The organism is Pseudomonas sp. Pseusp49 (assembly GCF_059491875.1).
The window spans coordinates 522,525-536,329 of the sequence record NZ_CP168514.1 but is presented as its reverse complement, the minus strand read 5'-3'; the positions used below and the strand labels follow the sequence as shown (position 1 = coordinate 536,329).

The 13,805-nt window shown below is 60.6% G+C and carries 15 protein-coding genes; 14 read left to right on the top strand and 1 reads right to left on the bottom strand.

The genetic code is table 11. The annotated features are described in order from the left end of the window. Nucleotides 1-88 precede the first annotated feature (88 nt). The 9 genes from ACEN83_RS02250 to urtE all read left to right on the top strand — a co-directional run bounded on the left by ACEN83_RS02250 (nt 89) and on the right by urtE (nt 9,467). Entirely contained in the window at nt 89-877 is a 789-nt protein-coding gene (locus ACEN83_RS02250) for an ABC transporter ATP-binding protein (RefSeq protein WP_495579384.1), read from the top strand. Continuing rightward, on the top strand, nt 874-1,833 hold the full coding sequence (locus tag ACEN83_RS02245; RefSeq protein ID WP_495579383.1) for an ABC transporter substrate-binding protein: 960 nt from the start codon (nt 874-876) through the stop codon (nt 1,831-1,833). Before ACEN83_RS02250 ends, ACEN83_RS02245 begins: the two co-directional genes overlap by 4 nt. Next, nucleotides 1,830-2,840, top strand: coding sequence for a FecCD family ABC transporter permease (locus tag ACEN83_RS02240; RefSeq protein ID WP_495579382.1), 1,011 nt, complete (start codon nt 1,830-1,832; stop codon nt 2,838-2,840). Before ACEN83_RS02245 ends, ACEN83_RS02240 begins: the two co-directional genes overlap by 4 nt. Before the next feature lie 201 nt (nt 2,841-3,041). Continuing rightward, entirely contained in the window at nt 3,042-3,464 is a 423-nt protein-coding gene (locus tag ACEN83_RS02235; RefSeq protein ID WP_495579381.1) for a hypothetical protein, read from the top strand. 317 nt (nt 3,465-3,781) lie between these two features. Further along, nucleotides 3,782-5,047, top strand: a complete 1,266-nt coding sequence (gene urtA / locus ACEN83_RS02230; protein ID WP_007979634.1) for an urea ABC transporter substrate-binding protein — start codon at nt 3,782-3,784, stop codon at nt 5,045-5,047. A gap of 165 nt (nt 5,048-5,212) precedes the next feature. Then, entirely contained in the window at nt 5,213-6,715 is a 1,503-nt protein-coding gene (gene urtB / locus ACEN83_RS02225) for an urea ABC transporter permease subunit UrtB (protein ID WP_495579380.1), read from the top strand. Beyond that, nucleotides 6,715-7,794, top strand: coding sequence for an urea ABC transporter permease subunit UrtC (gene urtC / locus ACEN83_RS02220; RefSeq protein WP_102700441.1), 1,080 nt, complete (start codon nt 6,715-6,717; stop codon nt 7,792-7,794). Before urtB ends, urtC begins: the two co-directional genes overlap by 1 nt. After that, nucleotides 7,791-8,660, top strand: coding sequence for an urea ABC transporter ATP-binding protein UrtD (gene urtD, locus ACEN83_RS02215; RefSeq protein ID WP_116582464.1), 870 nt, complete (start codon nt 7,791-7,793; stop codon nt 8,658-8,660). Before urtC ends, urtD begins: the two co-directional genes overlap by 4 nt. A gap of 108 nt (nt 8,661-8,768) precedes the next feature. Continuing rightward, nucleotides 8,769-9,467, top strand: a complete 699-nt coding sequence (gene urtE / locus ACEN83_RS02210) for an urea ABC transporter ATP-binding subunit UrtE (protein ID WP_116582465.1) — start codon at nt 8,769-8,771, stop codon at nt 9,465-9,467. A gap of 18 nt (nt 9,468-9,485) precedes the next feature. Here urtE and ACEN83_RS02205 read toward each other — a convergent pair whose 3' ends face one another. Continuing rightward, nucleotides 9,486-10,814 (bottom strand): DUF4329 domain-containing protein, encoded by a 1,329-nt coding sequence (locus tag ACEN83_RS02205; protein ID WP_495579379.1) that lies wholly within the window; start codon nt 10,812-10,814, stop codon nt 9,486-9,488. A 251-nt stretch (nt 10,815-11,065) separates the two neighbouring features. On the opposite strand from ACEN83_RS02205, the gene ACEN83_RS02200 reads away from it, so the two are divergent. The 5 genes from ACEN83_RS02200 (at nt 11,066) to ACEN83_RS02180 (ending at nt 13,747) form a co-directional block, all read left to right on the top strand. Further along, nucleotides 11,066-11,905, top strand: a complete 840-nt coding sequence (locus ACEN83_RS02200; RefSeq protein ID WP_495579378.1) for an urease accessory protein UreD — start codon at nt 11,066-11,068, stop codon at nt 11,903-11,905. Between the two features lie 151 nt (nt 11,906-12,056). After that, nucleotides 12,057-12,359: an urease subunit gamma gene (locus ACEN83_RS02195; protein ID WP_007945249.1), complete on the top strand. Its 303-nt coding sequence runs from the start codon at nt 12,057-12,059 to the stop codon at nt 12,357-12,359. Between the two features lie 9 nt (nt 12,360-12,368). After that, the gene (locus ACEN83_RS02190) at nt 12,369-12,902 is read left to right on the top strand and encodes a GNAT family N-acetyltransferase (protein ID WP_495579377.1); all 534 of its coding nucleotides are present in this window, start codon (nt 12,369-12,371) and stop codon (nt 12,900-12,902) included. A 6-nt stretch (nt 12,903-12,908) separates the two neighbouring features. Further along, the gene (locus ACEN83_RS02185; protein WP_116582468.1) at nt 12,909-13,442 is read left to right on the top strand and encodes a GNAT family N-acetyltransferase; all 534 of its coding nucleotides are present in this window, start codon (nt 12,909-12,911) and stop codon (nt 13,440-13,442) included. Next, nucleotides 13,442-13,747 carry an urease subunit beta gene (locus tag ACEN83_RS02180; RefSeq protein ID WP_495579376.1) on the top strand — a complete coding sequence of 102 codons (306 nt, stop codon included), beginning with the start codon at nt 13,442-13,444 and terminating at the stop codon, nt 13,745-13,747. The genes ACEN83_RS02185 and ACEN83_RS02180 overlap by 1 nt, the downstream gene beginning before the upstream one ends. Nucleotides 13,748-13,805: the final 58 nt, after the last annotated feature.

Below are 13,805 nucleotides of genomic sequence, written 5' to 3'. Positions count from 1 at the left end.
GCAAGCCCGCTCCCACAGGATTTGCACATACCTGTGGGAGCGGGCTTGCTCGCGAAGAGGCCATCAGCTTCACCTCAAGAGTAACGGCATGACCTCGCTGCACCTCACCAACCTCACCTGGTACCCACTGGGCCACGGCCATTGCCACCATCAATTCCAGCTACGTGATGCCTCCGTTCACGTCGCCGCGGGTGAATTCGTCGGGTTGATCGGCCCCAACGGCAGTGGCAAGACCAGCCTGTTGCGTTGTGCCTGGCGCTTCAGTAAACCGGAGCACGGCGAGGTCAGGCTCGATCACCAGAATGTCTGGAAACAGTCTTCGCGCTGGTGTGCACAACGCATCGCCGTGGTCTTGCAGGAGTTCCCCGACGCCTTCGGCCTGACCGTCGAGGAAGTGGTCGCCATGGGCCGCACGCCGCACAAAGGTCTGTTCGATGGCGACACGCTCGAAGACTCGACACTCATTCATCAGGCGCTGGAGTCCGTCGGCCTCGAGGGCTTCGATGACCATGAGTTCGCCACCCTCTCAGGCGGTGAAAAACAGCGGGTAATCCTCGCCCGCGCCCTGGCCCAGCAACCGCAACTGCTGATCCTCGACGAGCCGACCAACCACCTCGACCCACGCTATCAGCTTGAGCTGTTGAAGTTGGTCAGGCGCTTGAACATCGGCACCCTGGCGAGCATCCACGACCTCAACCTGGCGGCGGCTTTTTGTGATCGGCTGTACGTGATCAACCATGGTCGCATCGTCGCCAGCGGCACACCGCAAGAGGTGCTCACCGCCGCCCTGCTGCGCAACGTGTTTGGCGTCGAAGCGCTTATCGATGACCATCCGCTGCACGGCTACCCACGAATCACCTGGATAACCCAACCATGAATTTGCGTTCCCTGCTGCGCTCCGGCCTCTGCCTCGTGATGCTGTCGATCAACGCCCAGGCCTTGGCCGAAGCCACCCATTACCCGCTGACAGTCAAAAGCTGCAACCGCGAAGTGACCTTCACGCAAGCACCGCAACACGCCCTCAGCCACGACATCAACATGACCCAGATGATGCTCGCCCTCGGCCTCAAGCCACGGATGGCCGGCTACAGCGGCGTCAGTGGCTGGAAGGCCGTGACTCCCGACATGCAGTCGCTGCTCGACGGTCTGCCGGAACTGGCGGCCAAGTACCCGTCGGTGGAAACCCTGCTCGATGCCAACGTCGATTTCCTCTTCGCCGGTTGGGACTACGGCATGCGCGTCGGCGGCGATCTCACTCCGCAGACCTTGCAACCGCTGGGCATCAATGTGTATGAGCTGAGCGAATCCTGCGCCTTCGTGATGAAGCGCCCACCGGCCAGCCTCGAAGACACCTACAACGACCTGCGCAACCTCGGCAGGATCTTCGACGTGCAGGACCGCGCCAACGCCCTGGTCGCCCACATGCAGGCACAAGTGGCGGACATTCGCAAAACCCTGCCCGCGCAAAGACCGCGGGTCTTCCTGTACGACAGCGGCGAAGACCGGGCCATGACCTCAGGCCGCCTGGGCATGCCGCAAGCACTGATCGACGCCGCTGGCGGGCGCAACATCCTGGAGGATGTCGATGCAAGCTGGACCCGGGTCAACTGGGAAAGCGTGGTCGAACACAACCCGCAGGTGATCGTGATCGTCGACTACAGCGAAATCACCGCCGAACAGAAGATTCAGTTCCTGCTGGCCAACAAGGCCCTGCAATCGGTGGAAGCGATCAAGCAGCGGCGCTTCATCGTCATTCCGTACGTGCAGGCCACGCCGGGGATCGATAACGTGCTGGCGGTCGCTACACTGGCCAAGGGTTTCCACGGCGAATGATCAACCGTCGCTACGCCTTGTTGCTGATCGCCCTCGGTGCCCTGTTGCTGGTGTCTTGCGTAGTGTCCCTGGGTTTCGGCCCGGCACGGGTACCGCTGGACGTGGTGTGGCGCATCCTGCTGCACAAACTGTTCGGCTTCGGTGTGCCGGACTGGAGCCCCGGGCAGGAGCATATCGTCTGGCTGATCCGCGTCCCGCGCATGTTGCTCGGCGCACTGGTGGGCGCCGGGTTGGCTTTGATCGGCGCGGTGCTGCAAGCGGTGACGCGCAATCCGCTGGCTGATCCGCATTTACTCGGCGTCACCTCCGGCGCGACGTTGGGCGCGGTGATCGTGGTGTTGCATGTCGGAGAAATCGTTGGCCTGCTGACCTTGCCGATCGCCGCCTTCATCGGTGCATTGCTGAGCATGCTGGTGGTGCTGATGATCGCCAGCCGCCACGGTCGCCTCGACAGTGACCGTCTGCTGTTGTGCGGCGTGGCGGTGTCGTTCGTGATGATGGCGATCGCCAATTTGTTGCTGTTCCTGGGCGACCATCGAGCCAGTTCGGCGGTGATGTTCTGGATGCTCGGCGGACTTGGGCTGGCGCGCTGGGAATTGCTGGCGGTACCGACCGCCAGTGTGTTGTTCGGGCTGGTGTTGCTGCTGGGCATGGCGCGACCGTTGAATGCGCTGATGGCCGGCGAGCAGACGGCAGTGACCCTGGGCCTGAATGCGCGCACCGTGCGCTTGCGGGTATTTCTGATTGCATCGCTGATGACCGGGGTGCTGGTGTCGATCAGCGGCTCGATCGGTTTTGTCGGGCTGATGGTGCCGCACATCGCGCGGCGTCTGGTCGGGGCTGAACACCGAAGAGTGCTGCCGGTGTGCGTGTTGCTTGGCAGCGTGTTTCTGGTCTGGGTCGACGTTGCTGCCCGGACGATGATCGCGCCCGAAGACTTGCCCATCGGGGTGGCCACGGCGGCGATTGGCGGGTTGTTCTTCATCGGCTTGATGCGACGTCGTTAACGCCATGTTTAATTAAAACAAACTTCAAAACTGCAGGTATGCCTGGAAAAACCTCGTATTGAGTTCGCACTTAACAAATCCATTACCACGCTCATACTCCGCTCCCGCGAGTTGAATAATAAAAAATACTCGCGCACTTCAATGACGATTATTCCTACATCTTAATCGTCACAACTCTTACAAGAGCGGAAAGAGGTAAGCATGTTCAAAAAACTCATCATATCCATCGCACTTGTCTCAACGCCTGCATGGGCCACCAACCCCCCCTTTACTGGCGTTGACTACAGCGGCCGATATCAATGCACCGGAATGGACAGCCATATCGGTGCGTTTGAAGGTGTGGTCGACATGAAATTCAATGCCGAACAAAGTACCGGCGAACATGGCGCCTACGGTATTACCCTGACGTTGCCCGACAACTCCCGGTATGACGGCTTTGCCGCCGCCAACTCGAGTTCCCTGGCGATTTACTTTGCCCATACGGATCCGTCGCTCAAGGATTACGGTGTCGGAATTGCGAACTTCGCTTCCACGCCCGACGGGAAAACTTCATTCACCAAGTACTACTACGGCCCGGAGTACAAAGGTGGCGGACATGGTTTTGAAACCTGCATCAAAAGCTGATCTGATGCGCCGCTGACTTTGTGGGAGCGGGCTTGCTCGCGAAGAGGGTGTGTCAGACAACATAAATGGCAACTGAAACACCGCTTTCGCGAGCAAGCCCGCTCCCACAATTGATCGATGCTACCCGCCCCAATCTGGCGCAACTCCTCGCACCAAAACGCCTGCCGCGATCCTTCCTGGTGCGCCATCAAACCGCACAACCGCTCTAAAACGCCATTCCCGTACCTTTCCCCGACCGGGCACAGCCCTTGCTAAAGACCCTTCAGTAGTCCGCATCTGCCAACCAAGAAAATTCATAAGTTCATGGAGATCGCACAATGAAGCGTCGCAGTTTGATCAAGGCTTTCACTCTCTCGGCATCCATTGCCGCAATGGGCATGACCTGGACCGTCCAGGCCGCCGAGACCATCAAGGTCGGTATTCTGCATTCGTTGTCCGGGACCATGGCGATCTCCGAAACGTCGTTGAAAGACATGGCGCTGATGACCATCGACGAGATCAACGCCAAGGGCGGCGTGAACGGCAAGATGCTGGAACCGGTGGTGGTCGACCCGGCGTCGAACTGGCCGCTGTTCGCCGAAAAGGGTCGCCAGCTGCTGACCCAGGACAAGGTCGCCGTGGTGTTCGGTTGCTGGACTTCGGTGTCGCGCAAATCGGTACTGCCGGTGTTCGAAGAGCTCAATGGCCTGCTGTTCTACCCGGTGCAGTACGAAGGCGAAGAAATGTCGCCGAACGTGTTCTACACCGGCGCCGCCCCGAACCAGCAGGCGATCCCTGCCGTTGAATACCTGATGAGCGAAGAAGGCGGCAGCGCCAAGCGCTACTTCCTGCTCGGCACCGACTACGTCTACCCGCGCACCACCAACAAGATCCTGCGTTCGTTCCTGCACTCCAAAGGTGTGGCCGACAAGGACATCGAAGAGGTCTACACCCCCTTCGGTCACAGCGACTACCAGACCATCGTCGCCAACATCAAGAAGTTCTCGGCGGGCGGCAAGACCGCCGTCATCTCCACCGTCAACGGCGACTCCAACGTGCCGTTCTACAAAGAGCTGGCCAACCAGGGCCTGAAAGCCACCGACGTTCCGGTCGTGGCGTTCTCGGTGGGCGAAGAGGAACTGCGTGGCATCGACACCAAACCGCTGGTGGGTAACCTGGCGGCGTGGAACTACTTCGAATCGGTCGAAAACCCGGTGAACAAGAAGTTCGTCGATGACTGGAAGGCCTACGCGAAGAAACACAACCTGCCGGGCGCCGACAAAGCGGTGACCAACGACCCGATGGAAGCCACCTACGTCGGCATCCACATGTGGGCCCAAGCCGCGGAAAAAGCCAAGTCCACCGATGTCGACAAAGTCCGCGAAGCCCTGGCCGGCCAGACCTTTGCCGCGCCGTCCGGTTACACACTGACCATGGACAAGACCAATCACCACCTGCACAAGCCGGTGATGATCGGTGAGATCCAGTCTGACGGTCAGTTCAACGTGGTGTGGCAGACCGAAGGACCGATCCGCGCCCAACCGTGGAGCCCGTTCATCCAGGGCAACGACAAGAAGCCGGAGTATGCGGTGAAGAGCAACTAAAGCCACAGGATGTCGGCCCCGGGCACTTTGTCTCAGGCCGACACAAATCCCTGTGGGAGCGGGCTTGCTCGCGAAGACGGCGGCACATCCAACAACTATGTGACAGACACACCGCTTTCGCGAGCAAGCCCGCTCCCACATTTAGTCCGAGCAAGGCGACTCTCTATGCCCACTGCCCTCTACCGCTTCATCCTCGCCCTCGCGCTGCTATTGCCGATGGCCACCCACGCCGATGACGCCGAAGACTTCGTCGCCGCCAATCCCGTGCAGCAAGCCAAACTCCTGGAAGCCTGGGCCGCGCAGCCCGATCCGGCCCGTATCGAATTGATCAATGCCCTGCAACAAGGCGAACTGACCATCGACGGGCAACCGAAAACCCTGCGCCTGAACAACCGCCTGCGGGGTCTGATCGACTCGGCCCTGGCCAGTCATCAGTTGCTCGCCGCCGACGCCAAAATCCGTCTGGCCGCCGCGCAGCAATTGCAGAAGAGTGCCAAACCGGCGCAGTTGAAATTCCTCGACCGGCAACTGGCGGGCGAAACGAATGAAGGCGTCCACGCCGCCCTCAGCCTGGCCCTGGCCAATCTGCAACTGGTCGACGGCGATCCGGCCGTGCGCCTCGCCGCGGTGCGCTTGCTCGGCGAGACCGGTGACCCGCTGGCCCGCACCCGCCTCGAAAGCCTGCTGGAGCCGGGCGTCGAAACCGACACGAATGTGCGCACCGCCGCTGAAACCAGCCTCGCCCAGGTCAAGCGCAAACTGCTGGTCGGCGAGATGCTGGGCCAGGCGTTCAGCGGCATGTCCCTCGGTTCGATCCTGCTGCTCGCGGCATTGGGCCTTGCGATCACCTTCGGCCTGCTCGGCGTGATCAACATGGCCCACGGCGAGATGCTGATGCTCGGCGCCTACTCGACCTATGTGGTGCAACTGATGTTTCAGCGATTCGCACCGCAGGCCATCGAGTTCTATCCGCTGATTGCACTGCCGGTGGCTTTTTTTGTCACCGCCGCCATCGGCATGGCGCTGGAGCGCACGGTGATTCGCCACCTCTATGGTCGCCCGCTGGAAACCCTGCTCGCCACCTGGGGCATCAGCCTGATGCTGATTCAGCTTGTTCGGTTGCTGTTCGGCGCGCAGAACGTCGAAGTGGCCAATCCGGCCTGGCTGTCGGGCGGGATTCAGGTGCTGCCCAATCTTGTGCTGCCCTACAACCGCATCGTCATCATTGCCTTTGCGCTGTTTGTGGTGGTGCTGACCTGGCTGCTGCTGAACAAGACGCGCCTCGGCCTGAACGTGCGAGCGGTCACCCAGAATCGCAACATGGCCGCCTGCTGCGGCGTGCCCACCGGACGCGTGGACATGCTCGCCTTCGGTCTTGGCTCGGGCATCGCCGGCCTCGGTGGCGTGGCCCTGAGCCAGATCGGCAACGTCGGCCCGGACCTCGGCCAGAGCTACATCATCGACTCGTTCCTGGTGGTAGTGCTCGGTGGTGTCGGCCAGTTGGCCGGTAGCGTGCTGGCGGCTTTCGGCTTAGGGATAGCCAACAAGATTCTCGAACCGCAGATCGGTGCGGTGCTCGGCAAGATCCTCATCCTCGCGCTGATCATTCTGTTTATCCAGAAACGTCCGCAAGGCCTCTTCGCACTCAAAGGACGGGTGATCGACTGATGAACCAGCCCCTGCTCGTTACCGCGACCCAAAAAGCCGGCCCCAAAGTCTCGATTGCCATTGGCGCAGTGATCCTCATTGTGCTGCTGGCGTTACCGCTGCTGTCGTTGTTACCAGTGGACAGCACGCTGCATGTTTCAGCCTATACGCTGACGCTGGTGGGCAAGATTCTCTGCTACGCCATCGTCGCCCTGGCGCTCGATCTGGTCTGGGGCTACGCCGGCCTGCTGTCCCTCGGGCACGGCCTGTTCTTCGCCCTCGGCGGCTATGCCATGGGCATGTACCTGATGCGCCAGGCCTCGGGCGATGGCTTGCCGGCGTTCATGACCTTCCTGTCGTGGACTGAAATGCCGTGGTTCTGGACCGGCACCAGCAGCTTCCTCTGGACCCTGTGCCTGGTGGTATTGGCGCCGGGGTTGCTGGCGTTGGTGTTCGGTTTCTTCGCCTTCCGTTCGCGGATCAAGGGCGTGTATTTCTCGATCATGACCCAGGCCCTTACCTTCGCCGGCATGTTGCTGTTTTTCCGCAACGAAACCGGTTTTGGCGGCAACAACGGCTTCACCAACTTCCGCACCATTCTCGGCTTTGGCATCACCGAACCGGGCACCCGCGCGGTGCTTTTTTTCGCCACGGTGTTGTTGCTGGTAGCGAGCCTTTACATCGGCTGGCGCCTGGCACAGAGCAAGTTCGGCCGGGTGCTGACCGCGTTGCGCGATGCGGAAAACCGCCTGATGTTCTGCGGCTACGATCCGCGCGGGTTCAAGTTGTTTGTCTGGGTGCTGAGCGCGGTGTTGTGTGGCCTGGCCGGTGCGCTGTACGTGCCGCAAGTCGGCATCATCAACCCGAGCGAGATGTCGCCGACCAACTCGATCGAAGCCGCCGTATGGGTCGCCCTCGGCGGGCGCGGCACGCTGATCGGTCCGTTGCTCGGTGCTGGCGTGGTCAACGGCATGAAGAGCTGGTTCACCGTGGCCTTCCCCGAATACTGGCTGTTCTTCCTCGGCGCGCTGTTCATCGTCGTGACCCTGTACCTGCCCAAAGGCGTGATCGGTCTGCTGAAGAAAAGAGGTGAATCATGAGAGTCACGGCAACCGCTGAATTCATGCTCGAACCGGCGTTTTTCCCCGTAGAACCCAACAAGGACGCTGGCAGCAGCCGGGACGCCATCGGTCTCGGCCAGCGCGCCGGCAAAGGCCTGAATACGCGCCACGGCACCATCCTGACCCTGGAAGACATCAGCGTCAGCTTCGACGGTTTCAAGGCGCTGAACGATTTGAACCTGTACATCGGCGTCGGCGAACTGCGCTGCATCATCGGCCCCAATGGCGCGGGCAAGACCACGCTGATGGACGTGATCACCGGCAAGACCCGACCCAGCCACGGCAAGGCCTGGTTCGGCGAAACCCTGGACCTGACGCAGATGAGCGAAGTGCAGATCGCCCAGGCCGGCATCGGGCGCAAGTTCCAGAAGCCGACGGTGTTCGAAGCCTTGAGCGTGTTCGAGAACCTGGAACTGGCGCAGAAAACCGACAAGTCGGTGTGGGCCAGCCTGCGGGCGCGCTTGAATGGCGAGCAGAAAGACCGCATCGCCGAGGTGCTGGAGACCATTCGCTTGACCAGCTCGGTCAATCGCCCGGCCGGCCTGCTGTCCCACGGCCAGAAGCAGTTCCTCGAGATCGGCATGCTACTGATGCAGGACCCGCAATTGCTGCTGCTCGATGAACCGGTGGCGGGCATGACCGACGCCGAGACCGAATTTACCGCCGAGCTGTTCAAACGCCTGGCCGGCAAGCATTCGCTTATGGTGGTGGAACACGACATGGGCTTCGTCGGCTCGATTGCCGACCACGTCACCGTGTTGCATCAGGGCAGCGTGCTGGCCGAGGGCTCACTGGAACAGGTGCAGGACAACGAGCGGGTGATCGAGGTGTATCTCGGTCGCTGACGCGACAGCTACAAGCTTTCAGCTACAAGCGGCAAGTTAAGAGCGAAAAGCGGTCCGGCTTTTTCTTGCAGCTTGTAGCTTGCCGCTTACAACTGCCCGGAGGGCCCTATGCTCCAAGTCGAAAAACTGCACCAGTACTACGGCGGAAGCCACATCCTGCGCGGCCTGACGTTTGACGTGAAGGTCGGCGAAGTCACCTGTCTGCTCGGGCGCAACGGCGTGGGCAAGACCACCCTGCTCAAATGCCTGATGGGCCTGCTGCCGGCCAAAGAAGGCGCGGTCAATTGGGAGGGCACGCCGATCACCACATTCAAACCGCATCAGCGCGTGCATGCCGGCATTGCCTATGTCCCGCAGGGCCGGGAGATCTTCGGCCGCCTGACCGTCGAGGAAAACCTGCTGATGGGCCTTTCGCGTTTTCCCGGCAGCGAAGCGAAGGAAGTGCCTGCGTTTATCTACGAGCTGTTCCCGGTGCTGCTGCAAATGAAACAACGCCGGGGGGGCGACCTGTCCGGCGGCCAGCAACAGCAACTGGCCATCGGTCGCGCGCTGGCCAGCCGCCCTCGCCTGCTGATCCTCGACGAGCCCACCGAAGGCATCCAGCCGTCGGTGATCAAGGAGATCGGTGCCGTGATCAAGAAACTCGCAGCCCGGGGCGACATGGCCATTTTGCTGGTGGAGCAGTTCTACGATTTCGCCGCCGAACTGGCTGACCAATACCTGGTGATGTCCCGGGGCGAGATCGTGCAACAGGGGCGCGGTGAAAATATGGAAGCCGAGGGCGTGCGCGGGCTGGTTACGATCTGAGCAGTGAACTGTCAGCGCTCATTCAGAATCCGGGGTGATGGGGTTTGACCCTGCATAAGGCAGCCAATCAGAACCCACCACGCCGCCAACATCCCAGAGCGGGCTGCTTTTTTCGACCGTCAGTACGCCCGTTACTGCAACACTCAAGACAAAATCCTTGGCGCTCAAATGCCCACCCAGCAAGAGCTTATCGATGTTGACGCCCATCGCCCCTTCAGTCTTGATAACCCAGGCTTCGGCTTCGGAAAACGTGCTGTGGTACTTCAGCAATGCACCGCCCGGGGTCTGGCGGAATACCGAATAACCCAAGGAGGAGTCCACCAATGCTGATCCCCGAGCCTGCAGGACACTGAATACCAATGACTGGGGTGAGAAAAACTGCTGATACAGATCAGCCTCATTTTCCGGTAGTAACGTCGCCAGCAACTCGGGTCCCAGGTACACACCTGCCAGCGTCTGATTTTCCGGTAACAGAAAACCGCCTGGCGTCGCGGGGAATGCCTGCTCGATTGCCAACAATCCATCAGGTCGGTGGAACGGCAATGTCGCGACATATTCGTCACGGTCGCGATGCTTGAGGATAAAACCCACACGCTGATGCCCTGCTGTCGCTGACACGCGACTCAAGGCATCGTTTAACGCCGAGGCCGGGTCTTCAAAAACACCCGTAAAAAACGGCTGGAGTTTGGGAGGCCCGGGTGTGACCGGTTGGTAGGGAATCCATTCAGCCGTGATCGGGCCGCGCAGGCCACCCCACAGGGTGCCGGGTTCCAGGACACGCATGTGACCGATGACCGCGATTCTCCTGACCATGTCTTCGGGGGTGCGGCCCATTCGGTAGACAGGACTGTAGTCTGAGTCCGGTGGATTAATGGAGTAAGCCACCAGAGAACCCGAGGGACCTGAAACATAACAATGTTTAAAAAAGTCCCGATGCCTGAACGCACCATGGACATCAGGCCTCGAAGGCAGCGCGTTGAACAACTTGACCTGATCATCGCTGAAGGATGGGTTCGCCTTGGCAATCCCCTCGGGAATGTCCGGATGGCTATGCCATTTGCCAACACAAAGGTACCCGGCCGGATGGCTGATCGTCAGGGTCTGCCGGTCGTAGTTCAGCAAACGCTCCATATCAAACGAAGTCGCCTTGTCCTGGATAGGTGTTGTCGCGACAAACTTGCCATCCGGGCGCTGCAAAATGAGTGCGCCGTACTCTCTGTCGCTCACGCGATCATGTTGATGAATCCAATACGCGGCATCGTCTTCGCAAATAAAGGACTGGCTGACAGGTGGCAACACCGGCGCGGTCGCCGGTGCAGGTTGTAAAGGCTCATAAGAAGTGGTCATCAAGAAACTCCAGAATGTTCGGTCGCCCCGCCGGAGGGGGGGAGCGTGCGATTGCATCCTGGGTTCTTCCTGACCGCCGATGGCGGTAGATATATATGTCTACACAGGCGCGAAGCACCAATTGGTTGCACGATGCTTCATGGCTCGCCCCTTAGTGGTGCATCAGCACAATCAATAGTCGCCTCCTGCCTGCAAATCCTTGCGGCACAGCCTTTGCAAACATCCTGATGACCTCTCGACAAGCATTGACTATGACTCTTCCGGCTTCAGGCGTTTTGTTCACCCCCAGTTGGCACGCCGAACTGGAGCTGGGCTATGCCCGATTCGACAACACCACACGCCCGGTCCAGCGCCGGCACAAAGGTCCGCTGCGGGTACAAAAACACCTGTATGCCGAAGGGCCGGAAGTCTGCCAGCACATCATCGTCCACCCACCCGGCGGAATTGCCGGCGGCGATCGTCTGGATATTTCGGTCAGCGTCGAGGGCGACGCCTGGGCGCAAATCACCAGCCCCGGCGCGGCCAAGTGGTATCGCGCCGCGGGTCCCGCCTATCAGCATCTGAATCTGAAGGTGGCGGCCGGTGCGACACTGGAATGGCTGCCCCAGGAGACGATCATTTTCAGTGCGGCCCAGGCTGAACTCAGCACCGCCATCGACCTTGAAGGCGATGCGCGCCTGTTCTACTGGGACGTCGTGGCCGTGGGCCGTCCGGCCAGTGGCGAGCGCTTCGACCTTGGGCATTTCCAGGCACGACTGGATGTGCGCCGCGACGGCCAGTTGCTCTGGCATGAACGTCAGCGCATTGTCGGAGCGGACGGTTTACTTGATTCGCCCATCGGGCTCGACGGGCAACCGGTGTTTGCCACGTTATTGGTGACGGGTGAAATCGATAGCGAACTGCTGGAGCGCTGCCGCTCGCTGCCCAACGACGTGCGCGGGGATTTGACCCAATTGCCGGGGTTGCTGGTTGCTAGGTGCCTGGCGAGTGAGGCGTTGTTGGCGCGGGGCTGGCTGATTGATCTGTGGCGATTGCTCAGGCCAGCATTGCTTGGTCGCGAAGCAGTCCCCCCAAGAATATGGAGCACCTGAATATGCATCCCCTGTAGGAGCTGCCGAAGGCTGCGATCTTTTGATCTTGATCTTCAGCGATACGGGAAAAAGATCGCAGCCTTCGGCAGCTCCTACAGTGGTATGGGTTGCAAGATTTAACCTTTTAAACTGCCGATTATGGATGTCTACGATGGACCTGACCCCACGCGAAAAAGACAAGCTGCTGATCTTCACCGCAGGCCTGGTGGCCGAGCGGCGTTTGGCGCGCGGCGTGAAACTCAATTACCCGGAAGCCATGGCCTACATCTCCGCGGCCCTGCTCGAAGGCGCCCGTGACGGCCAGACCGTGGCCGACCTGATGCACTTCGGCACCACCCTGCTGACCCGCGAACAAGTGATGGAAGGCATCCCGGAAATGATCCCGGAAATCCAGGTCGAGGCCACCTTCCCCGACGGCACCAAACTGGTCACCGTCCACCAACCCATCGCCTGAGGCCGCGCCATGACTTACCACATCCGCGATGCCGTGCCTGCCGACTTGCCGGCCATCTGTGACATCTACAACGACGCCGTGCTCAACACCACGGCGATCTGGAACGAGCAAGCGGTCGACCTCGACAACCGCCAGGCCTGGTTCAGCGCCCGGCAATCCCAGGCTTACCCGATTCTGGTGATCGTCGATGGTGAAAATTCGGTACTGGGCTATGCCTCATTCGGTGACTGGCGCCCCTTCGACGGTTTCCGCCACACCGTCGAGCACTCGGTCTACGTACGCAACGACCAGCGCGGCAACGGCCTCGGCCCACAACTGATGAAAGCGCTGGTCGAACGCGCCAAAGACTGCGGCAAACACGTGATGGTCGCCGCCATCGAAAGCGGTAACGCCGCCTCCATTCGCTTGCATGAGCGCATCGGTTTCATCACCACCGGGCAAATGCCTCAGGTGGGCACCAAATTCGGCCGCTGGCTGGACCTGACCTTCATGCAACTGACCCTCAATCCCGGCGCGCAACCGCCGAGCGTCAACCAGGAGTAACGCCCGATGAACGCCGCCCAACTGCGACGCGTCAACGTTGAAAGCTTTGCGCACTATCGTCAGGGATTGATTGAGCTGCTGCTCGATGCCGTCGGCTATGGCGCCAGTGTCGGCTTCATGGCCGACCTCGATGCGACCCAGGCCCACGCCTATTTCGATGAAGTCCAGGACAACCTGAACAAGGGCAATCTGTTGCTGTGGGTGGTGGTCAAGGACGAACAGGTGCAGGCCAGCGTGCAGTTGGGCTTGTGCCAGAAAGCCAACGGCCTGAATCGCGCCGAAGTGCAAAAGCTGCTGGTGCGTGAACATGCCCGGCGCCGCGGTCTGGGCCAGCAACTGATGAGCGCCCTCGAGGCCGCCGCCCTGCAGCACAAGCGCGGCATGCTGTACCTCGACACCGAGGCCGGTTCGCCCGCCGAAGCCTTCTATCAATCGCTGGGCTATACCCGCGCCGGTGAAATCCCCGACTACGCCTGCGACCCGAGCGGCCGCTACAAACCGACCGCCCTTTATTACAAGATTCTCCAAGGAGCCCATTGATGATTCCCGGTGAATACCAGATCCAGCCCGGCGACATCGAACTCAACGTCGGCCGCCGCACGATCAGCCTGAAGGTGGCCAACAGCGGTGACCGGCCGATCCAGGTCGGCTCGCATTATCACTTTTTCGAAACCAACGACGCCCTGGCGTTCGACCGTGCCGCCAGTCGCGGCATGCGCCTGAACATCCCGGCCGGCACGGCGGTGCGTTTCGAACCGGGGCAGAGTCGGGAAGTCGAGCTTGTCGAACTGGTGGGGTTGCGTCGGGTTTTTGGGTTTGCGGGAAGAATCATGGGCGACTTATAGATCGACTTCAGCAGCAAGTTACAAGCTTCAAGCTGCAAGGAAGAGCAGTTTGCGGCTC